20 protein-coding genes and 2 pseudogenes are annotated in these 20,805 nt (G+C 65.7%); 13 read left to right on the top strand and 9 right to left on the bottom strand.

The genetic code is table 11. The features are described 5' to 3' along the window. The first annotated feature begins 249 nt into the window (after nucleotides 1-249). Nucleotides 250-996, top strand: a complete 747-nt coding sequence (locus JFY56_RS03270; protein ID WP_208312030.1) for a DUF599 domain-containing protein — start codon at nucleotides 250-252, stop codon at nucleotides 994-996. Nucleotides 997-1,047: 51 nt separating this feature from the next. Here JFY56_RS03270 and JFY56_RS03265 read toward each other — a convergent pair whose 3' ends face one another. Beyond that, nucleotides 1,048-1,266, bottom strand: coding sequence for a hypothetical protein (locus JFY56_RS03265; protein WP_208312029.1), 219 nt, complete (start codon nucleotides 1,264-1,266; stop codon nucleotides 1,048-1,050). 164 nt (nucleotides 1,267-1,430) lie between these two features. Between JFY56_RS03265 and JFY56_RS03260 the strand changes: the two genes are divergently transcribed. The 5 genes from JFY56_RS03260 (at nucleotide 1,431) to JFY56_RS03240 (ending at nucleotide 6,417) form a co-directional block, all read left to right on the top strand. Then, on the top strand, nucleotides 1,431-1,895 hold the full coding sequence (locus JFY56_RS03260) for a PaaI family thioesterase (RefSeq protein WP_208312028.1): 465 nt from the start codon (nucleotides 1,431-1,433) through the stop codon (nucleotides 1,893-1,895). Beyond that, on the top strand, nucleotides 1,892-2,338 hold the full coding sequence (locus JFY56_RS03255; protein WP_208312027.1) for a PaaI family thioesterase: 447 nt from the start codon (nucleotides 1,892-1,894) through the stop codon (nucleotides 2,336-2,338). Before JFY56_RS03260 ends, JFY56_RS03255 begins: the two co-directional genes overlap by 4 nt. 14 nt (nucleotides 2,339-2,352) lie before the next feature. Beyond that, nucleotides 2,353-3,603, top strand: a complete 1,251-nt coding sequence (locus tag JFY56_RS03250) for an MFS transporter (protein ID WP_208312026.1) — start codon at nucleotides 2,353-2,355, stop codon at nucleotides 3,601-3,603. 100 nt (nucleotides 3,604-3,703) lie between these two features. Then, nucleotides 3,704-5,608 carry a molecular chaperone HtpG gene (gene htpG / locus JFY56_RS03245; protein WP_208312025.1) on the top strand — a complete coding sequence of 635 codons (1,905 nt, stop codon included), beginning with the start codon at nucleotides 3,704-3,706 and terminating at the stop codon, nucleotides 5,606-5,608. Between the two features lie 77 nt (nucleotides 5,609-5,685). Beyond that, nucleotides 5,686-6,417, top strand: coding sequence for a dienelactone hydrolase family protein (locus JFY56_RS03240; protein ID WP_208312024.1), 732 nt, complete (start codon nucleotides 5,686-5,688; stop codon nucleotides 6,415-6,417). A 299-nt stretch (nucleotides 6,418-6,716) separates the two neighbouring features. On the opposite strand, the gene JFY56_RS03235 is transcribed toward JFY56_RS03240, so the two are convergent. From JFY56_RS03235 to norR, 6 genes and pseudogenes are all read right to left on the bottom strand, one after another. Then, nucleotides 6,717-7,976, bottom strand: a complete 1,260-nt coding sequence (locus JFY56_RS03235) for a sugar MFS transporter (RefSeq protein ID WP_208312023.1) — start codon at nucleotides 7,974-7,976, stop codon at nucleotides 6,717-6,719. A gap of 36 nt (nucleotides 7,977-8,012) precedes the next feature. Beyond that, nucleotides 8,013-8,879 (bottom strand): pirin family protein, encoded by an 867-nt coding sequence (locus JFY56_RS03230; RefSeq protein WP_208312022.1) that lies wholly within the window; start codon nucleotides 8,877-8,879, stop codon nucleotides 8,013-8,015. An 80-nt stretch (nucleotides 8,880-8,959) separates the two neighbouring features. Further along, nucleotides 8,960-9,640: a PDC sensor domain-containing protein gene (locus JFY56_RS24365; protein WP_236032407.1), complete on the bottom strand. Its 681-nt coding sequence runs from the start codon at nucleotides 9,638-9,640 to the stop codon at nucleotides 8,960-8,962. Nucleotides 9,641-9,720: 80 nt separating this feature from the next. Beyond that, nucleotides 9,721-9,871: pseudogene (locus JFY56_RS24695) on the bottom strand (methyl-accepting chemotaxis protein); the annotation flags it as partial. A 720-nt stretch (nucleotides 9,872-10,591) separates the two neighbouring features. After that, complete coding sequence (gene queD, locus JFY56_RS03220; protein ID WP_208312021.1) at nucleotides 10,592-10,948, bottom strand: 6-carboxytetrahydropterin synthase QueD; 357 nt, start codon at nucleotides 10,946-10,948, stop codon at nucleotides 10,592-10,594. Between the two features lie 363 nt (nucleotides 10,949-11,311). Continuing rightward, the gene (norR, locus tag JFY56_RS03215; RefSeq protein WP_208312020.1) at nucleotides 11,312-12,862 is read right to left on the bottom strand and encodes a nitric oxide reductase transcriptional regulator NorR; all 1,551 of its coding nucleotides are present in this window, start codon (nucleotides 12,860-12,862) and stop codon (nucleotides 11,312-11,314) included. 158 nt (nucleotides 12,863-13,020) lie between these two features. Between norR and hmpA the strand changes: the two genes are divergently transcribed. From hmpA to JFY56_RS03200, 3 genes are read left to right on the top strand one after another with little or no spacing between them, the layout of a single operon-like run. Further along, entirely contained in the window at nucleotides 13,021-14,202 is a 1,182-nt protein-coding gene (gene hmpA, locus JFY56_RS03210) for an NO-inducible flavohemoprotein (protein ID WP_208312019.1), read from the top strand. Between the two features lie 58 nt (nucleotides 14,203-14,260). Beyond that, the gene (locus JFY56_RS03205; protein ID WP_208312018.1) at nucleotides 14,261-14,518 is read left to right on the top strand and encodes a transmembrane sensor/regulator PpyR; all 258 of its coding nucleotides are present in this window, start codon (nucleotides 14,261-14,263) and stop codon (nucleotides 14,516-14,518) included. Further along, the gene (locus tag JFY56_RS03200; protein WP_208312017.1) at nucleotides 14,505-15,695 is read left to right on the top strand and encodes an NnrS family protein; all 1,191 of its coding nucleotides are present in this window, start codon (nucleotides 14,505-14,507) and stop codon (nucleotides 15,693-15,695) included. The genes JFY56_RS03205 and JFY56_RS03200 overlap by 14 nt, the downstream gene beginning before the upstream one ends. Nucleotides 15,696-16,066: 371 nt before the next feature. Here JFY56_RS03200 and JFY56_RS03195 read toward each other — a convergent pair whose 3' ends face one another. Beyond that, the gene (locus JFY56_RS03195; RefSeq protein WP_208312016.1) at nucleotides 16,067-17,146 is read right to left on the bottom strand and encodes a patatin-like phospholipase domain-containing protein; all 1,080 of its coding nucleotides are present in this window, start codon (nucleotides 17,144-17,146) and stop codon (nucleotides 16,067-16,069) included. 194 nt (nucleotides 17,147-17,340) lie between these two features. On the opposite strand from JFY56_RS03195, the gene JFY56_RS03190 reads away from it, so the two are divergent. From JFY56_RS03190 to JFY56_RS03175, 4 genes are read left to right on the top strand one after another with little or no spacing between them, the layout of a single operon-like run. Beyond that, nucleotides 17,341-17,649 (top strand): PepSY domain-containing protein, encoded by a 309-nt coding sequence (locus JFY56_RS03190; RefSeq protein WP_208312015.1) that lies wholly within the window; start codon nucleotides 17,341-17,343, stop codon nucleotides 17,647-17,649. Beyond that, nucleotides 17,649-17,963, top strand: coding sequence for a PepSY domain-containing protein (locus JFY56_RS03185; RefSeq protein WP_208312014.1), 315 nt, complete (start codon nucleotides 17,649-17,651; stop codon nucleotides 17,961-17,963). The genes JFY56_RS03190 and JFY56_RS03185 overlap by 1 nt, the downstream gene beginning before the upstream one ends. Further along, complete coding sequence (locus JFY56_RS03180; RefSeq protein WP_208312013.1) at nucleotides 17,963-18,637, top strand: response regulator transcription factor; 675 nt, start codon at nucleotides 17,963-17,965, stop codon at nucleotides 18,635-18,637. Before JFY56_RS03185 ends, JFY56_RS03180 begins: the two co-directional genes overlap by 1 nt. Further along, the gene (locus tag JFY56_RS03175) at nucleotides 18,634-19,959 is read left to right on the top strand and encodes a sensor histidine kinase (protein WP_208312012.1); all 1,326 of its coding nucleotides are present in this window, start codon (nucleotides 18,634-18,636) and stop codon (nucleotides 19,957-19,959) included. Before JFY56_RS03180 ends, JFY56_RS03175 begins: the two co-directional genes overlap by 4 nt. Before the next feature lie 191 nt (nucleotides 19,960-20,150). Here the strand turns inward: JFY56_RS03175 and JFY56_RS24690 are convergent. Then, nucleotides 20,151-20,663, bottom strand: a pseudogene (locus tag JFY56_RS24690) (methyl-accepting chemotaxis protein); the annotation flags it as partial. Nucleotides 20,664-20,805 lie beyond the last annotated feature (142 nt).

Raw genomic sequence — 20,805 nt, 5'->3', positions numbered from 1 at the left:
ACTGCTGCGCTCGGTTATGCGGCGTTGAAATCAGGCTCAAAATGCTCATTTACAGCTCGTAAACTGCGCTTTTTCGCCTGATTTCGCCTTGCCTAACCTTCGCTCGCGACGTTTTCACACGGTCTGTTCCGGGCGACCTTTTTTATGCCTACGGCGTAACCTGGGAGCCGCGAAATGTGTCTAACTGCGGCGATTTCTCCAGTTACCGGATCGAGCCGAGCCTGACGTCAGGAGCGGCCAAGGATAGCCATGACCGACGTTTCCGACCTGTTCGACGTGCAATACCTGTGGAACCTCATCGCAGTGCTGTGGTTCGTGTTCTGCTGGCTCGGCTATACCCGCTATGCCACCTGGAAGGGGCGCGATACGCCGTGCCTGGCCAGCGTGCTGCATCTCTACCGGGAAGACTGGATGCGTCGCCTGTTGCTGCGTGACAACCGGGTGGCCGACGCCAGCGTGATCGCCAATCTGGAGCGCAACGCCTCCTTCTTCGCCTCCAGCACCCTGATCATCCTGGCCGGCATCCTGACGCTGCTCGGTTCCGCCGAGCAGACCATCTCGGTACTGGCGGACCTGCCGTTCACCCAACCCGCCAGCCGCAGCCTGTCCGAGCTGAAGCTGCTCGCCCTGGCGGTGGTGTTCGTCTATGCCTTCTTCACCTTCAGCTGGTGCATGCGCCAGTACAACTTCGCCGCGGTGCTGGTGGGATCGGCGCCGATGGTCGCCGAGCGTCACGTCAATGAGCAGGAACGCAGGGCATTCGCCGATCGCGCCGCGCGGGTGGTGTCGATGGCGGCCAACCAGTTCAACCTGGGCCTGCGTTCCTACTACTTCGGCCTGGCGATGCTCGCCTGGTTCATCCACCCCTGGCTGTTCATGCTGGTCACTGCCGGCGTGGTGCTGGTGCTGTATCGCCGCGAGTTCCATTCCGACGTGCTGAACGTGATGGTCTACACGCCGACGTCGCTCAGCGAGCCGCCAAAGGAAACCGAGTAGAAACGACGAGGCCCGCAAATGCGGGCCTCGTGTTTTACGTAGTAACGCGGGTTACTGGCTCTGCTGTTCGCCTTCCGCCGGTGCAGGGGCGGTGCTCGGCGCGGCCGGAGCAGGTTCGCTGGCAGGCGGAGTGGTCGGTGCCGGTGCCGGCTCAGCCGGTTGCTCGGTGGCCGGCGGGGTAGCCGGTGCACTGGATTCTTCCTTCTTGTCGCAGGCGGCGAGACCCAGACCAGCAGCCAGCAGCAGAGCGAAGGGAAGAGCTTTTTTCATTGCGGAGCCTCCATGTATGGCTTTCCTGTTGATAACCGTTTGAGATGAGGAGTGTGGCAGAAGTTCCTGACGAATCTACAAATCTTCGTTTTTCGCGCTCTGTAGGCCCTTCGTCCGGCGGGGTATGATGCGCTCTCGTTCAGTGACTTGGTTGAATCGCATTGATGAGCAAGAGCCCCATTCTAGAGCGCGCACAGCGTTTTCTCATGGTCATCAGGCACTGCCAGGTGCTTGGCGTCAGTATTCATTCAGCGGACGAAAAGGGACTGACATTACGCCTGCCTTATAGCGAATCGATCATCGGCAATCCGGAAACCGGCGTGATCCACGGGGGCGCCATCACCACCCTGATGGATACCGCCTGCGGCATCTCCACCGTTTGCGTGCTGCCCGAATTCGAGGTGTGCCCGACGCTGGACCTGCGCGTGGACTACATGCGACCGGCCGAGCCGGGCAAGGACGTCTATGGATTCGCCGAATGCTACCGGGTAACGCGGGAAGTCATCTTTACCCGTGGTTTCGCCTTCCAGGACGACCCGCAGAAGCCGATCGCCCATGTGGTCGGCACCTTCATGCGCCTGGGCAAGAATGCGACCAGGCCGCCCAAGGCCGCCGGAGGTGCGCAATGACCGTGCTCAACATCGCCGAACTGGTGTGCGTGGCCCGCGAAACCAACGACTACAGTCCGTTGATCGACGCCATTCCCTACGCCCGGATGATCGGTATCCAGTGCCAGCGCCAGGGGGACGAGGCGATCTTCCACCTGCCGGCGAACAAGGACAATATCGGCAATCCGATCCTGCCGGCACTGCATGGCGGGGTGATCGCGGGGTTCATGGAGCATTCGGCGGTGCTGCACCTGCTGATGTTCATGGGCGTTCCGCACATCCCCAAGATCATCGACTTTTCGACCGACTACCTGCGTGCCGGGCACTTCCGCGATACCTACGCGCAGTGCCAGGTCTGGCGCCAGGGTCGGAAGGTGGCGAACGTGGCGATCACCGCCTGGCAGACCCATCGTGACGAACCGATTGCCACGGCGCGCGCGCATTTCAAGATCGACGTGCCCTAGCCACGAGGCATCGAATGGAAACCTTGCTGATCCTGGGCGGGCTGCTGCTGATCCTGGCGGGCTATGTGTGGTTCGTCATGCTGGCCTTCGGGCGCAGCCTGCTGTGGGGCATCGCCAGCCTGTTTCCGCCGCTGGCGCTGGTGTTCCTGCTGCGCTATTGGGGATTGGTGCGCAAGGCTGTGGTGTTTGGCGCGCTGGGCTGGATTCCGCTGGTGGTCGGTCTGGCGCTGATGGCCAGCCACGACAGCTCTCGGCTGGAGGCGCTCTTCAGCCTGAAATGGCTCAGGCCGGAGCCGCCGCCACAGCCGGAGCTGGCGATCAGCCTGCGCGGCGAGTTCCGCGGCGCGCCTTTCGCTCCGGAACAGGCCGAGCTGATCGACGGTGTGCTGAGCCTGCGAGAAGGGCAGGACTTCTATGCCCGGCGCGAAATCCAGGTGCGTTTGCCGCAACTGCCGAACGGCCCGCTGCAACTGGATGTATTGCCGGACGATAGCGGTGTCCGCCCGGAGATCGAGATCAGCTGGCTGGAGCCGGAGCAGGACCTGCCCGAGGCCCGGCGTCTGAGCCGGGGCTACAGCTTGCATCTGGACCTGCACCCGGAGTCGCCGAACCGCATGCGCGGCGCTTTCCATCTGGTGCTGCCGGCGGAATACAAAACCACCTTGAGCGGGCAGATCGAGCTGTATACCGACCGCCTGCGCTACAGGGACGGCCTGGTGGATACCCGCTTCGATTCCCAGGATACCCTTGCCTGGGTCCTGCGCGACTATCTGCAACGGCGTTTCGCCAGCCATGAGGTGGAGCTGTCGCCGTTGCCGCGCCTGGATACCCGCCGCAACGAATTGAGCGTACCGCTGGGCTTCAGGGTGGCTGGCCAGCCCGATTGGCTGCAGGTCGAACTCTACCGCTCGGCGCAGAAGGGCTGGGCGGTGCGCGACGACCATTACCCAAGGCTGCGTGAGGGCGCTCCGCCCATGCAGTCTCCCGTGGTCGACGAACCGCAACCGGAGGTCGCCGCAGTCGCTCCCGCTGTTGCGCAGCAGCAGGGGGCGCTGGCACTGGAGCAGCTCCGCGCGGAGCCGCAGCGGTTCCAGAATCGCCGCATGCGTGTCGTCACGCAGCGCGGCAGTACTGCCGAGGGCGTCTTCGCCGGGCTCGATAGTGAAGGCCAGATCGTCATCCGCCGGATCATCAGTGGGCCGGGGCAGGCGAGCTTCGTCCTGCATCCCGCCGAAGTGTCGAGCATCGAACTGCTGGCACCCTGATCCGGCTTCTTGCAAGCAAGCCCTTGAAATCTTTCAGGAAGCCCCCATCTCGCCGACATCCGCCGCTTGTTGCGGCATTGTCATCCTCGGAGTGAGACCGATGAGCGTGGAAACTCAAAAAGAAACCCTGGGTTTTCAGACTGAAGTGAAGCAACTGCTTCATCTGATGATCCATTCCCTCTATTCGAACAAGGAAATCTTCCTCCGCGAGCTGATTTCCAACGCCTCGGACGCCGCCGACAAGCTGCGTTTCGAAGCCCTGGCCAAGCCGGAACTGCTCGAAGGCGGCGCCGAGCTGAAGATCCGCGTCAGCTTCGACAAGGATGCGAAGACCGTCACCCTCGAAGACAACGGCATCGGCATGAGCCGCGAGGAAGTGATCGCGCACCTTGGCACCATCGCCAAGTCCGGCACCGCCGACTTCCTGAAGAACCTCTCCGGCGACCAGAGGAAGGATTCGCACCTGATCGGCCAGTTCGGCGTGGGCTTCTACAGTGCCTTCATCGTTGCCGACAAGGTCGACGTGTTCACCCGCCGCGCCGCCGCGCCGGCTGCGGAAGGCGTGCACTGGTCGTCGAAAGGCGAGGGCGACTTCGAGGTCGCAACCGTCGAGAAGGCCGAGCGCGGCACCCGTATCGTCCTGCACCTGAAGGCTGGTGAAGAGGAGTTCGCCGACGGCTGGCGCCTGCGCAACATCGTCAAGAAATACTCCGACCACATCGCCCTGCCCATCGAACTGCCGAAGGAGCACTACGGGGAGGAGGCGGACAAGCCGGCCGAGCCCGAGTGGGAAACCGTCAACCGCGCCAGCGCCCTGTGGACCCGTCCGCGTACCGAGATCAAGGACGAGGAATACCAGGAGTTCTACAAGCACACCGCGCACGACTTCGAAGACCCGCTGAGCTGGAGCCACAACAAGGTCGAAGGCAAGCTGGAATACACCTCGCTGCTCTACGTGCCGGGCCGCGCGCCGTTCGACCTGTACCACCGCGAGGCCCCGCGCGGCCTCAAGCTGTACGTGCAGCGCGTGTTCATCATGGATCAGGCCGACGAGTTCCTGCCGCTGTACCTGCGCTTCATCAAGGGCGTGGTCGACTCCAACGACCTGTCGCTGAACGTCTCCCGCGAAATTCTGCAGAAGGACCCGGTGATCGACTCGATGAAGTCGGCACTGACCAAGCGCGTGCTGGACATGCTGGAGAAACTGGCGAAGAACGAGCCGGAAAAATACAAGGACTTCTGGAAGAACTTCGGCCAGGTGCTGAAAGAAGGCCCGGCGGAAGACTTCGCCAACAAGGAGAAGATCGCCGGCCTGCTGCGCTTCGCCTCAACCGGGGACGACAGCGGCGAGCAGAGCGTCAGCCTGGCCGACTACATCGGTCGCATGAAGGAAGGCCAGGAGAAAATCTACTTCCTCACCGGCGAAAGTTACGCCCAGGTGAAGAACAGCCCGCACCTGGAGGTCTTCCGCAAGAAAGGCATCGAAGTGCTGCTGCTCACCGACCGCATCGACGAGTGGCTGATGAGCTACCTCACCGACTTCGACGGCAAGGCCTTCGTCGACGTGGCACGTGGCGACCTCGACCTCGGCAAGCTGGACTCGGAAGAGGACAAGCAGGCCCAGGAAGAAGTAGCCAAGGCCAAGGAAGGGCTGGTCGAGCGCCTGAAAGCCGCACTGGGTGACGAAGTGGCCGAAGTGCGCGTGTCGCACCGCCTGACCGACTCGCCGGCGATCCTCGCCATCGGCGAACAGGACCTCGGCCTGCAGATGCGCCAGATCCTCGAAGCCAGCGGGCAGAAGGTGCCGGAGTCGAAGCCGATCTTCGAGTTCAACCCCAGCCACCCGCTGATCGAGAAGCTGGATGCCGAGCCGGACGAAGACCGCTTTGCCGATCTCAGCCACATCCTCTTCGACCAGGCCGCGCTGGCCGCCGGCGACAGCCTGAAGGACCCGGCCGCCTACGTGCGCCGGCTGAACAAGCTGCTGGTGGAACTCTCCGCCTGAGTTGCAAAACCTTACAAAGCCCGCTGATGCGGGCTTTGTACTATTCCACCCCCATAAAAGAAGAAAGGAATTCCCGCATGAGTCAGATCACCGTTCAGGCAGTCGCCTACGAAGTCGATGGCCAGGCTTTCGAAGGCCAACTCGTGTATGACGCAGCCAGCAATGCGGCGCGTCCCGGCCTGGTGATGGCGCCGAACTGGATGGGCGTCAGCCAGGGCGCCATCGACATCGCCAGACAGGTTGCCGGCCAGGATTACGTCGTGTTCGTCGCCGATCTCTACGGTGCCTCCGTGCGTCCGACCAACGCTGACGAAGCCGGTGCTGCGATGATGCCCGTGAAGAACGATCGCGCACTGCTGCGTCGCCGTATGCAAGGTGCGCTCAAGGCGCTGCAGGCCCAGGCCGGCAAGGCGCCGCTGGACACCGCCAAACTCGCCACCTTCGGCTTCTGCTTCGGCGGCTGCTGCGCCCTGGAGCTGGCCCGCGACGGCGCGCCGGTGGCGGCTGCGGTGTCCTTCCATGGCACCCTGGATACCCCGAACCCGGCCGACGCGAAGAACATCAAGGGCGCGGTGCTGGTCCTCGACGGCGCTTCCGACCCGCTGGTGCCGCGCGAGCAACTGACGGAGTTCGCCAAGGAAATGACCGATGCCGGCGTGGACTGGCAACTGACCAGCTTCGGCGGCGCCGTGCATTCCTTCACCGACCCGCACGCCCAGGTGCCGGGCATGATGCAGTACAACGCGAAAGTCGCCGCCCGCGCCTTCCAGGCCATGCGCAATCTGCTGGACGAGCGTTTCGGCGGTTGATTACGGGCCGAGATTTCCGTAGGAGCGGGCCATGCCCGCAAACCCGAAAGCGTCGCGGGCATGGCCCGCTCCTACGATCAGACACGGGACGTATTCCTGTAGGAGCGAGCTCTGCTCGCGAAGCTTTTGCGGGGTCAATGTTCGCGAGCAGAGCTCGCTCCTACAAAAGCATCATCAGCGGCAAGACAGTTGCTCCTACGGGAAATATTTTCGAGACACGTAGGATGGGTTGAGCGAAGCGATACCCATCGTTGGCGGGTCCACTCACGGTTCATGGGTATCGCTTCGCTCAACCCATCCTACGGCGATACCGCTCGCCGCCGTTCCGGCAACAGGTCGACGCGATAGCCCCGGGCGCCGAACCAGGCGATGTACAGGTAGCACAGCAGCGGGATCGCAAAGGAGTGCAGCAGGCCGATACGGTCGGCGAAGAAGGCCTGGATCAGCGGCATCAGCGCGCCGCCGACGATGGCCATGCAGAGCAGTCCCGAGCCCTTGCTGGTCAGGCTGCCGAGGCCTTCCAGGGCGAGGGAGAAGATGGTCGGGAACATGATCGAGTTGAACAGTCCGATCAGGATCAGCGCCCACATCGCCACATGCCCGCCGGAAACGATGGCGATGGTGATCAGCACGGTATTGGTAATTGCATTGAACGCCAGCATGCGGTTCGGCTTGATGGTGCGCATCATCACGCTGCCGATGAAGCGGCCGACCATCGCCCCGCCCCAGTACAGCGCCAGATAGCGGCCGGCCTCGTTGGCGGGCAGCCCGGCGATATCCGGCTGGCCCATCAGGCTGACCAGATAGCTGCCGATGGAAACCTCCGCGCCGACGTAGGCGAAGATGCCGAGCACGCCGAACAGCAGATGCCGATGGCCGAACAGCGACTCCTGTCCGGCTGCGGCGCCATCGCCGGGCGTGCCGTGCTGGATCTTCGGCAGGCGGAACAGGCCGATCAATACGGCGATGGCGAACAGCAGTCCGGCCAGCACCAGATAGGGAATCTTCACCGAATCGGCTTCGGCGGCGGCCGCATCGCCGATCTGCGTGGCCGCGCCGGCACCGATGGCGAGGATGGTCACCGAGCCGATCAGCGGGCCGACCGTGGTGCCCAGCGAGTTGAAGGCCTGGGTCATGTTCAGCCGCGAGGCGGCGGTTTCCGGCCGGCCGAGAATGTTCACGTAGGGGTTGGCGGCCACCTGCAGCAGGGTGATACCGGAGGCAAGGATGAACAGCGCCGCCAGGAAGAACGGATAGGACTGCGCTCCAGCTGCCGGATAGAACAGCAGGCAGCCGCAACCGGCGGTGGCCAGGCCGACAATGATGCCGCCCTTGTAGCCGAGCCTCTCCACCAGCCGCCCGGCGGGGAAGGACATGACGAAGTAGGCGGTGAAGAAACTGAACTGGACCAGCGACGCCTGCACGTAGGAGAGGGTGAACACCGACTTCAGGTGCGGGATGAGGATGTCGTTCAGCGAGGTGATCAGGCCCCACATGAAGAACAGCAGGGTCAATACCGTGAGGGCGCTGGTGTGGCGGTTCTGGTTCGACTGGTCCATGGCCTGCGTGAATCCTGTGCAATGTGAGCGTTCGGGCTAGCCCGGCAGTTCGATGCGTTCCAGTTCGCCGGGGACGGTCGGCCAGTCGCCTTTGGCCCAGCGCCGGCGGGCTTCCTCGATCAGTGCGAGGTCGCTGGCAACGAAATTCCAGTTCATCCGCCGCGGCCCGTCCAGCGGCGCGCCGCCGATCATCACCGCATGGCAGTCGCCGCAGGCGCTGAGAGTGAACGTGGCATCCGCGGGCAGCACCAGCATTTCGTGCAGCGGCAGCGGTTCGTCGTCCAGCAGCGCTTCGCCCTCCAGCAGGTAGAGCGCGCGCTCGGGGTGCTCCGCCGGAATCGCCAGGGTCGCGCCGGCGCTGAGTTGCAGGTCGGCGAACAGGGTGGGAGAGCGCACCGACACCGGCGATTCCAGGCAGAAGCCGCTGCCGGCGATCATGCGGATGCGCACGCCGAGCGCTTCGCTCTCCGGCAGTTGCGTCGCCGCGTAGTGCTCGTAGCTCGGCTCGCAGCCTTCCAGTTCCTTCGGCAGGGCCAGCCAGAGCTGCAGGCCATGCATGCGCGAGCCGCTGCGGCGCAGCGTGTCCGGCGTGCGCTCGACGTGGGCGACGCCGCGCCCGGCGGTCATCCAGCTGACATCGCCGGGACGCACCAGTTGGTCGGAGCCGAGGCTGTCCTTGTGCTGCACCGCGCCCTCATAGAGATGGGTGAGGGTGGACAGGCCGATATGTGGATGCTGGCGAATGTTCATGCCCTGGCCGGGGGCGAAATCGCCGCCGAGCATGTGGTCGAAGAACACGAACGGCCCGACGCTGCGGCAGCGGGCCGAGGGCAGGGCGCGGAGGACGGTGACGCCTTCGACGTCCTCCGCGCGCGGGCGGATGGCAAGCAGGGGATCGCTCATGGCGGGTATCCGGCAGGTCTGATCTGGGCATGATAGACGCTGGCCGACCGGTCTACCGCCCTTGGGGGCTCGCGAACAGGTTAGAGCAGCGCCGACAGCCGCACGTCCGCCCCCAGCACGCGCAGCAGGCTGCCGTCGCGATCGCGTACCGGCACCGAAACGGTGAAGCAGTAGGCATCGGTGGCGCTGGAGCGATAGACCGGTGTGACGTGGCTGCGGCCGCTTTCGCGCACCGCGCGGAACCACGGACGCTGCGCCCAGTCGCGGCCCCTGGCGCTGCCGGCGCTGGCCTGCACGCCATCGGCGAAGATGTTTTCCGAGACCTGCCGGCCATCGCTGCCGACCAGGTAGAACAGCTCGAAGCGCGGGTCCGAGGCGAGGGTCTCGCGCAGCAGGCGTTCGGCCGTGGCTACATCGCCGGTCAGTCGTGCCTCGTCGGCCAGGGCTTCGACACGCTCCTGCATGTCGCGATGCAGGCGCAGGCGGAAGGCGCCAAGACCGTCGAGCAGGTGATCGCCATCCTTGCGCACTGCCTGGCTGTGCTCCAGCACCTGGCCGGCCTTGCCGAGCAGGTCGGCGGAAACCTGGGCGATGTTGTGCACGTCGCTGCTGATGGCGCGCACCGCCTGGCCGATCTGCTCGGTGCCGGCGGCGATGTGGGTGACCCGCTCGTCCAGCCGTTCCATGGCCTGGTGCGTGTGCTGCAGGCCCTCGGTCATCGCCGCCATGCCGTTGCGACCCTCGGCGACCGCCTCGTGCATCTGTGCTCCGGCGGCGCCCAACTGGGCCATGCCGGCGCGGAAGGCTTAGATGATCCGGCTGACGTCGCCGGTGGCTTCGGTGGTGTGCCCGGCCAGTCGGCGGACTTCCTCTGCGACCACGGCGAACCCGCGGCCATGCTCGCCGGCCCGCGCGGCCTCGATGGCGGCGTTGAGGGCGAGCAGGTTGGTCTGCTGGCTGATGCTGGCGATCACGCCGATCACCTGGCTGACCTCCTCGAGCTGGCGGCCCAGTTGCTGGATCACGTTTTCCAGCTGGGTTTCGCTGTGGTCGATGGCTTCCACCTGGCGCAACACCTCCTCGCCGCTCTGCTGGCAGTTGCGCAGGGTCTCGACCACCTCGCGGGACAGCTGCGCGACCTGGCTGGCGCCGGGCACCAGTTCGGCGTCGAGGCTGGTGCTGACCTGCTCGCTGGCGCTGGCGATCAGCTCCGAAGACTGCGCGAGCATCTGTCCGCTGCGCTCGGTCTCGGCGGCGATGCGCGCCAGCTCCGGCGCATGGGCGGCGATATCCACCGCCGCGCCCAGGCTGCCGCGGATGCGCTGGTGCAGGGCGTCGGCAAAGCGGTTCAGGCGGCCGAGCAACGGCTGGCGTTCGGGCAGGCGGGTGGTGAGATCGTGTTCGTCGAACAGGGCATCGAACTGATGGTCGTCGGCGCGGCGGGCCGGGTGGCGCAGCAACTGCAGCATGGCTGTCTCCCTAGAGGTCTGTGCGTGCCTAGCAAGCACGGTGCCACTATGTGGGAGCGAATGGGCGGGATTATCGCCACGGCATGCCCGCTGGTGGAGCGGGCGCGAATTTCGATGCACCGTCGGGGTGCGCAGGGCGGTCTTTCGTAGGATGGGTTGAGCGCAGCGATACCCATCGATCGAGGCGCCGCCATTGGTGGGTATCGCTTCGCTCAACACCACCCTACGGGAATGGGGAGCGTCTCAGTCGCCGCGATATTCGCAGCCGCTGGTGCAGGTTTCGTGCACGCGGATGCGCGACAGCTCCGGCAGCACCGGCTTGAGCTGTTGCCAGATCCAGCGTGCGAGATTTTCGCTGGTGGGATTTTCCAGGCCGGGAATGTCGTTCAGGTAGTTGTGGTCGAGCAGGTCGTAGATCGGCCTGAAGATTTCCTTGATCTCGGAGAAATCGCGAATCCAGCCGGTATGCGGATCGACCTCGCCCTCGATGTAGATGGCTGCGCGGAACGAGTGCCCGTGCAGACGGCCGCATTTGTGCCCGGTCGGTACGTTGGGCAGGCGGTGGGCGGATTCGAAGGTGAATTCCTTGAAGATTTCCATAAGGCGTTGCGCTCGACAGCGAAAGCGGGCCGGGGACCGCTCGGAAAATGGGCGCGACAGTTTACCACCATCGTGGTGTCGGGGCGGGGTGAGGCGACCGCAGGCCCGCTACCTTGTCCCCGGCGCCGTAGGAGCAACTGTCTTGTTTCCCTCACCCTAACCCTCTCCCAGAGGGAGAGGGGACTGTCCGGAGTCGCCAGTTGGCACGACGTGTCGTTCGACGCCAATGTACCCCCTCTCCCTTTGGGAGAGGGCAGGGGTGAGGGAACCGGCAACGCGAGGGCATCTTTGTATAAGCGGGCCATGTCCGTGATCGCACGCATGGCGCGCTCCTACAGTGCAGGGGAAGCACCGCGCAAGTCCTCACTTCAACTCCAACCGCCGCGCCAACCGATTGAGATTGGCCCGATCCACCCCAAGCTCGCGCGCCACCGCCGCCCAGTTGCCCTGGTGCCGCTCCAGGCTGCGGGCGATCAGTTGGCGCTGGAAGGCTTCCATTGCCGGGCGCAATTCGCCGCTGGGCAGTTCGCCCATCTGCACGTCGGCATTGGCGCCGGGGGCGTTATCCGATGCCTGGCTGAGACCGAGGTCGCCGGTCTCCAGGCTGAGAATGCGCGAATGCGACGAATGGGCCGCCAGCGCGCGCAACGAGGCGCGGCCGATCAGGTGTTCCAGCTCGCGTACATTGCCCGGCCAGTTGTAGTTGAGCAGCGCGGCCTGGGCTTCGCGGCTCAGGCGCAGGCTGCGCAGGCCGAGGCGCGGGCGATTCTCTTCGAGGAAGTAGCCGGCCAGCAGGAGGATGTCGTTGCCCCGCTCGCGCAACGCCGGGACGCGCAGCGGATAGACGCTCAGGCGGTGATAGAGATCGGCACGGAAGCGCCCGGCGCGGACTTCGTCGGCGAGGTCGCGGTTGGTCGCGGCGATCAGGCGTACATCGACATGCTGGTCGCGGTCCGAACCGAGCCGCTGCAACTGGCCGCTCTGCAGCACGCGGAGGAGCTTGGCCTGGATCGCCAGCGGCAGTTCGCCGACCTCGTCGAGGAACAGCGTGCCGCCGTCGGCCAGTTCGAACTTGCCGCGCCGCTCGACCACCGCGCCGGAGAAGGCGCCGCGCACGTGGCCGAACAGCTCGCTCTCCACCAGGGTCTCCGGCAGCGCTGCGCAGTTCAGGCTGACCATCGGCTTGCTCCGTCGTACCGACTGCTGGTGGATGGCCTGGGCCACCAGCTCCTTGCCGACCCCGGTCTCGCCACTGATCAGCACGTTCAGCTCGCTGCTGCCGACCAGCTTGATCTCCTCCAGCATCTGCCGGTGCGCCTTGCTCTGGCCGATCAGCTCGCGCGGCTTGCTGCCGGACGCGCGCTGGTAGGCCTCGGCACGCTGTTCCTCGTGTTCGGCGTGGCGGGCCAGGTCGAGCATGCGCTGGCTGACCTTCACCGTGGCGGCGGCGAGGCTGGCGAAGGCTTCCAGGTTGTCCAGGTCGCCGCTGGAGAAGCGCTCGGGGTCGAGCGCGTCGAGGGTCAGCAGGCCCCAGGGCTGTTCGTCGAGGAACAGCGGGCAACCCAGGCAGTCGTGAACTTCCAGATGACCGTGAAGGCCCTCGACCAGCCCGTCGTAAGGGTCGGGCAGGCCGCAGTCGGCGGCGAAGCGGGTCGGCCCGTGGCGCTCCAGAAGCGCCTGAAGGCGCGGATGCTCGGTGAGCTTGAAGCGGCGGCCGAGAGTGTCGGGGCTGAGGCCGTCCACCGCCAGCGGCACAAGCTGGTCGCCTTCCAGGCGCAGCAGGGCCGTGGCGTCGCAGGGCAGCAACTGGCGCAGGGCTTCCAGCAGCCGGCGATAGCGTTCGCTGTCCGGCAGTTCGCGGGAAAGATCGGCTACCAGAGGGAGGAGGGTGGCGAGCAGGGGGTTGCTGGTCATTTTGACTCCTTGATGGTCATTATGACCGCTCATGGTGTTGGTCATTATGACTCATGACCCGTTGGAAGTCCCATGAATACTGGGCTCTGCAGATGGCACGGTTCCTGTAACTACCAGGGCACAACCACTCGATGTCTTGCGTAACGAAGGAGAACTACATGCTGTCGAACGAACAACGCGCACTGATCAAGGCCACCGTACCCCTGCTGGAGACTGGCGGCGAAGCGCTGACCCGGCACTTCTACCAGCTGATGCTCGGCGAGTACCCGGAAGTGCGCCCGCTGTTCAACCAGGCCCACCAGGCATCCGGCGACCAGCAGCGCGCGCTGGCCAACGGCGTGCTGATGTATGCCCGGCATATCGACGAACTGGAGCAGCTTGGCCCGCTGGTGGCGAAGATCGTCAACAAGCATGTGTCGCTGCAGATTCTTCCGGAGCACTACCCGATCGTCGGCGCCTGCCTGCTGCGGGCGATCCGCGAGGTGCTCGGCGAAGAGATCGCCACCGACGAAGTGCTCGACGCCTGGGGCGCGGCCTACCAGCAACTGGCCAGCCTGCTGATCGGCGCCGAGGAATCGGTTTACGCCGAAAGCGAGGCGGCGCCGGGCGGCTGGCGTGGCGCACGGCGCTTCCGCATCGCGCGCAAGGTGAAGGAGAGCGACGAGATCACCTCCTTCTACCTGCAGCCGGTGGACGGCGGCGCGCTGATGGACTTCCACCCCGGCCAGTACATCGGCCTGCGCCTGGAACTGGATGGCGAGGAAGTGCGCCGCAACTACTCCCTGTCCGACGCGCCGAACGGCCGGGAATACCGCATCAGCGTCAAGCGCGAGGAGGAAGGGCGCGTCTCCGTCCATCTGCATGACGAGATGCAGGAAGGCGACGAGCTGGAGCTATTCCCGCCGGCCGGCGATTTCGTCCTGCGCGACAGCGACAAGCCGCTGGCGCTGATCACCGCCGGCGTCGGCATCACGCCGGCCCTGGCTATGCTGAAAAAGGCGCTGGGCCATGGTCGCGCGGTGCATTTCATCCACTGCGCACGGCACGGCGGCGTACATGCCTTCCGCGAGTGGATCGAGGAGCAGGCCGGGGCGCATCCGCAACTGCTGCACTTCTTCTGCTACAGCGAGCCGCGCGAACAGGACGATTCCCATGCCGAAGGCTTCCTCAGCCGCCAACTGCTGGCCGAATGGTTGCCGGCGCAGCGCGACCTGGATGCCTACTTCCTCGGGCCGAAACCCTTCATGGCCCAGGTGAAGCGCCACCTGCGCGAGCTGGGCGTGCCCGAGCGGCAATGTCATTACGAGTTCTTTGGTCCGGCGAGCGCCCTGGAAGCGTGAGCCACCGCTGCCGGTCCTTCGGGCCGGCAGCCGATTCCCGATACCGAGGAGGTGTGTGATGGAAGGTCTGTTCTCTTGCCCGCAGCGTAACCTGGGCATGTCGTCGGCATTGCTCGGCAGCGGCGTGGCGTTGCTGCTGATGGGCCTTGTCGGTGGCTATGGCATCGACCAGACTCTGAGCCTGCCCGCCGTGGTGATCGCCCATGGCTTCACCGTCCTCGGTCCGACTTTGCTGAAGCTTGGCTATGTCCTGCGTCTGGTCGCGCAACACCAGATGCGCAAGAAAGGCTGGGAGGCTTGCTGTGTTGCTGGTTGATCGTCGTGTGTTGCTGGCAATCCCGCCGCTGTGGCGCCTGGGATTTCGGCCGTTCTTCCTCGGTGGCTCGCTGTTCGCGATAGTCGCCATCGTTGCCTGGATTTCCGTTCTGCTCGGCCTGCTGCCGGCCTGGGAGCCGCTTGGCGGCTGGCTTGGCTGGCATCGCCACGAAATGCTGTTCGGTTTTGTCGTGGCGATCATCGCCGGCTTCCTGCTGACCGCGGTGCAGAACTGGACCGGCCGTCCCGGCGTCAGCGGCCGTCCGCTGATCTGGCTCGCCGGGGTGTGGCTGGCCGCGCGCCTGGGCTGGCTGTTCGGTGCGCCGCTGGCGCTGGTGACCCCGCTGGAGCTGGCGTTCCTGCCGGCCGTGGCTTTCTTCATAGGGCGCAGCCTGTGGCAGGTCCGCCAGGTGCGCAACTATCCGGTACTGGCGATGCTGCTGTTGCTGGCGCTGGCCGATGCGCAGTCGATGCTCGGGCTGGCCACTGGCAACGAGGGCTGGCAGCGCAGTTCGGAGCTGGCCGCAATCTGGCTGATCACCGGCATGATGACGCTGATCGGCGGCCGGGTGATCCCGTTCTTCACCCAGCGCGGACTCGGGCGGCAACAGCAGGTGCCGGCCTGGCCATGGCTGGACAACGCCCTGTTGATCGGCACGCTGCTGCTGGCCGTACTCACCGCCGCCGGCCTGACCCTGCAGGCGCATATTGCATTTGCACCGCTGTTCGGCGCGCTGGCGACCGGTCATCTGTTGCGCCTGGCGCGCTGGCAGGATCGCGGGCTATGGCAGGTACCGCTGCTGTGGTCGTTGCACCTTGCCTATTTCTGGATTGCCGCGGCCTTCGTCGGCATGACCCTGTTCCATCTTGGCCTGAACTTCTCGTCGAGCCTGGCGCTGCATGCGCTCACTGTCGGCGGCATGGGCGGACTGATCCTGGCGATGATCGCCCGCGTCAGCCTCGGCCACACCGGCCGGCCGCTGCAACCTCCGGCCGCGATGTCCTGGGCGTTCGCCCTGCTGAACCTGGGTGTGCTGGCGCGGGTGTTCGTCACCGCCTGGCTGCCGCAGCCGGGCCTGGCGCTGGCGGCGATCTGCTGGGTGCTGGCATTCGTGCTGTTCGCCTGGTTCTACGCGCCGATGTTCTGGCAGCCGCGGGTGGACGGGCAGCCGGGGTAACAGTGGACGATCTTTTGTGGGTGGATCACGCTTCATCGATCTGCCTGCCGGCTTTCCGTAGGAGCAACTGTCTTGCATCGTCATGATGCTTCCCCCTCACCCTAACCCTCTCCCTCAGGGAGAGGGGACTGTCCGGAGTTGCCGGCTGGCATGGTGTACCACCTCACACCGTCGCGCCCCCTCTCCCTCCGGGAGAGGGTTGGGGTGAGGGGATCGCAACGCCGGAGTATCCGTAGGAGCGGGCTGCAATGCCCAACATCGCCATCGTTGGGCTTCACTGCGTTCAGCACCAACCTACGCGAGCTCCGGCCCAGCCACGTAGTTACGTAGGATAGGTTGAGCGCCAGCGATACCCATGCCGTCCGGGAAGTTCAAAGCGGCTGCAAACGCTCGCCCAGCCGGCCGCTGTCCGCCAGTTCGAGGAACTCGTCGCCCATCCGCCGGCTCTCGTCCATCGCCTTGCACCAGTAGCGCTCGCGGCCGGCGTCGTCGCCCAGGTAGTGCTTGAAGTCCTTTCGATCCGGCAGCTTGTTGTGCGGCAGCCGGGCCAGGTACTCGCGCGAGGGCGCCAGCAGCAGGACGTCCTGCAGCCGATTCGCGTCGCCACGGCGCCATGGCAGGCCCTTGTCGAACCAGCCGGGGATGACCTTGTCGGTGAAGTGCGGGTAGAGCACCACGCCACCGGGCTGGTAGGGCAGGTCGAGGTGATAGTCGAGCAGCCCGCCGTCGCGGTAGGTGCCCGGGCCGACGCCGGGAATGTCGCGCACGCCTTCCATCACCATCGGGATCGAACCTGAAGCGAGCAGGGCGTGGCGCAGGTTGCCGACTTCCAGGTGCAGGCAGCGCGAGGGAAAGTCATTCAGGGCGGCCAGCGGCGGGGCCATCCGCGCATCGTGCAGGATCACCCGTTCGAAGTGTCGATGCAGATGGCGGCGGCCGACCAGATTGTCGCGGATCACCGCGCCGAGGCCGAGGCTCAGCGAGCCCTTGCTGTCATGGGCCAGCCGGCCGTGGCTTTTCACCACCACGACATTGAGCCGATACCACGGGTTGCTCAGTACGCTGGTGTCCTGGCCGGCGAGCAGGTCGTCGAGCATCTGCGCGCAACTGCGGGAGACGTCGGCCAGGCTGGCGTTCCTGGCGAAGCGCTGTGCGGTGTACAGCTCGCCCAGGCGGCGAATGCCGGCGACCGGGTCGGCCAGGCAGGCGCTGGCGAAGCGCCAGGAGCCGATGGAGGCGCCGATCAACGAGCGCTCGCGTGGCGCGCGTAGCAGCCATTCGCCGAAGATCGCCAGGTCCAGCCCCTGGATGCCGAGGGCTTTCGGGCCACCCGCGGCGCCGGGCAGGATGCCGACATCGGCAGGCGCCAGGCCCTGTTCGCGGATGCGCCGCAGTGCGCGGGCTCCGGCCTTGAGGGTGAGGGCGGGGGACTTGATCTGGATGGCGGTCATGCGGGGCCTCGCAGCAGCAGGAGCCTGCGCGGGCTCGCGCTGCAAGCAGGCTCAAGAGGCGGGATTATAAAGGAGCCGCGTGTCCGGCCAGGAATACTTCATCCTATGAATGATGTAGGGAAAGTCGTTCAGCTTGGTTTAAGTCCTTCGCGCTAACCTGCAACTGTCGAAAAATCACAGCGAGGAGAATCCTCATGAAAGCCTTGAGTGCACTATTTTCCGCTCTTGCCCTGGTCCTTGCCGCTGGCGCCGTTCAGGCCAAGGACATCGGCCCCGACGAGGCGCTGCGCCTGCGCGATGCCGGCACCATCAAGAATTTCGAGGAACTGAATGCCGCGGTTCTCGCCCGGCACCCGGGCGGCAGGCTGTCCGATACCGAACTGGAACTGGAGCACGGCCGCTACGTGTACAAGATGGACGTGCTGGATGCCCAGGGCGTGGAGTGGGACGTGCGGGTCGACGCCGCGACCGGTGAAATCGTCCGGGATCGCCAGGACCACTGATGAAGAACGCTGTATATGGCGTGGCCCTGCTGGCCCTGGTGCTAGGCTCGTCGGGCGGGACCGTGCTTGCCCGTGACCTGAGTCAGGATACGGCGTTGCGCCTGCGCCAGGAGGGCGTCATCCTGCCCTTCGAACAGCTGCTGCAGAGCGCGCTCGCCCGTTATCCCGGCTCGCGCCTGCTGGAAGCGGAGCTGGAGCGGGAGCACGGCACCTACGTGTACGAGGTGGAGCTGCTCACTCCCGACGGGGTTGTCCGCGAGATCGAGATGGACGCCCGTGATGGCCGGATCCTGAAGGACAAGGAAGACGACTGATGCGCCTTTTGCTGGTGGAAGACAACGTACCGCTCGCCGACGAACTGCTCGCCAGCCTGACCCGCCAGGGCTACGCGGTGGACTGGCTGGCCGACGGCCGCGACGCCGCCGTGCAGGGCGCCAGCGAGCCCTACGACCTGATCGTCCTCGACCTCGGCCTGCCCGGGAAACCGGGGCTGGACGTGCTGCGCGAATGGCGCGGACAGGGCCTGGCGACGCCGGTGCTGATCCTCACCGCCCGCGCCTCCTGGGCCGAGCGCATCGACGGGCTGAAGGCCGGCGCCGACGATTACCTGACCAAGCCGTTCCATCCCGAAGAACTGTCGCTGCGCATCCAGGCGCTGCTGCGGCGTGCCCACGGGCTGGCCAACCAGAGCCATCTGGACGTCGCCGGGCTGCGTCTGGACGAGGGCCGCCAGAGCGTGGTCCAGGACGGCCGCGAGATCGATCTGACCGCCGCCGAGTTCCGCCTGCTGCGCTACTTCATGCTGCATCCCGGACAGCTGCTGTCCAAATCGCATCTGGCCGAGCATCTCTACGACGGCGAAACCGAGCGTGATTCCAATGTCATCGAAGTGCATGTCAATCACCTGCGGCGCAAGCTGGGCCGCGAGGTGATCGAGACACGCCGCGGCCAGGGCTACCGCTTCGCCGGCAACGGGGCGGCGAGTTGAATTCCATCCAGCGCCGACTGAGCATCGGTCTCGGCGCGGTGCTGCTGGTGATCGGCGTGGTGCTGGCGCAGACCGGCCTGTGGGTGTTCGACCAGGGGCTGCGGCGCTATCTCAGCAACGGCCTGCAGGAAGAGGCGGAGAGCTTGCTGGTGGCGATCCAGCGCGGCCCGGCCGGCCTGCAGCTCGACCCGCAACGGGTCGATGCGATCTATGAGCGGCTGTATTCCGGGCGCTATTTCCTGATCCGTTTCGACGACACCACCTGGCGTTCCCGCTCGCTCTGGGACCACGATCTGCCGATGCCGGCGCACAAGGGGCTGGTGGCGGAACTGGCGGATGGACCGGAAGGCCAGCACCTGCTGCTGTTTCGTGGCGACTACCGGCGTATCGGCCTCAACCTGCAGATCGCCGTCGCGCAGGACTACGGTCCGGTGCTGCAACGGCTGGAGCGCCTGCGCTGGATCGGTCTTGGCGTCGGCGGGTTGGCGCTGCTGCTGATCCTCTTCCTCCAGCGCCTGGCGGTGCGCCGCGCGCTGCGTCCGCTGGAACAGGTGCGCCAGCAGATTGCCCAGTTGCAGGAAGGCCAGCGCAGCCAGCTGGACAGCCAGGTGCCGCTTGAACTGACGCCGCTGGTCGACCAGGTCAACCACCTGCTGCAGTACACCGAAGAGAGCCTGCGCCGCTCGCGCAATGCCCTGGGCAATCTCGGTCATGCGCTGAAGACACCGCTGGCGGTGCTGATCAGCCTGGCCGACCGCGAAGAAGTGCGCGCCCAGCCGGAACTGCGTCGTTTGCTGCAGGAGCATCTGGAGCAGATCGACCAGCGTCTGGCCCGCGAACTGGGCCGCGCGCGGCTGGTGGGCGAGGCGCTGCCCGGCGCGCATTTCGATTGCGCGGAGGAGCTGCCGAGCCTGTGCGACATGCTGCGGCTGATCCATGGCGAGCATCTGGACATCGACTGGCAGGCGCAACCGGGCCTGCGCCTGCCGTTCGACCGCGAGGACTTGCTGGAACTGCTCGGCAACCTGCTCGACAACGCCTGCAAATGGGCCGACGGGCGTGTCCGCCTGAGTATCGAGAAGCGCGCGGACGGCTATCTGTTGCAGGTGGACGACGATGGTCCGGGAATCCCTGAGGGACAACGTGACAGCGTGCTGGAGCGCGGCACCCGGCTGGACGAGCAAGTGGCCGGACATGGCCTGGGACTGGGCATCGCCCGCGATATCGCCGAGGCCTGCGGCGGTCGGCTACGTCTGGAAAGCAGCGACCTCGGCGGGCTGCGGGTATGCATCGAACTGCCGCTCAAGGTCGCCCGGGCGTAGGTTGGCCGGACTGTAGGTTGGCGCTGAACGCAGTGAAGCCCAACACCGCCGTTGGGCTTCGCAGGCTCAGCCCAACCTACAGGTTGCGGATTGGCCGGACGTAGGTTGGCGCTGAACGCAGTGAAGCCCAACATTGCCGTTGGGCTTCGCGGGCTCAGCCCAACCTACAGGTAGCTCCGCCGGTTGGGACCTCAGACGCGGAAGTGCTGCATCAGCCCCTGCTGGTGATTGGCCAGTTCGTTCAGCGAGCGGCTGATCTGCGCCGATTCGTCCGCCTGGCCGGAAAGCGACTCGGTGACGTCGCGGATGCCAGCGACATTGCGGTTGATCTCTTCGGCCACCGCGCTCTGTTCCTCGGCGGCGCTGGCGATCTGCAGGTTCATGTCGTTGATTACCCCGACTGCGTCGCCGATGCGTTGCAGGGCGGCGACCGCCTGTTCGACCTGGCTGACGCTGCCCTGCGCCTGGCGGTGGCTGTTGCTCATCGCGCCGACCACCTCGCGGGTGTCGCTCTGCAGGCTCTCGATCACCTGGCGGATTTCCTCCACCGAATCCTGTGTGCGTCGGGCGAGGCCGCGCACCTCGTCGGCGACCACCGCGAAGCCGCGTCCGGCGTCGCCGGCACGGGCCGCTTCGATGGCGGCGTTGAGCGCCAGCAGGTTGGTCTGCTCGGCGATGGCGCGGATCACTTCCAGTACCGAACCGATCTTCTCGCTGCTCGCCGCCAGGCCTTCCACCTGGCGCATGGCCAGGCTCATCTCGCTGGCCAGGCTGTCGATCATCCGCGTGGTGTTCTCGATCACGCCGAGGCCGTCGCGGGTTGCGCTGTCGGCGCCGCGCGCGGCG

The organism is Pseudomonas schmalbachii (genome assembly GCF_017589465.1).
GTDB classification, from domain to species: domain Bacteria; phylum Pseudomonadota; class Gammaproteobacteria; order Pseudomonadales; family Pseudomonadaceae; genus Pseudomonas; species Pseudomonas schmalbachii.
The sequence above is the reverse complement of the archived record's forward strand: the minus strand, read 5'-3'. Positions and strand labels throughout refer to the sequence as shown.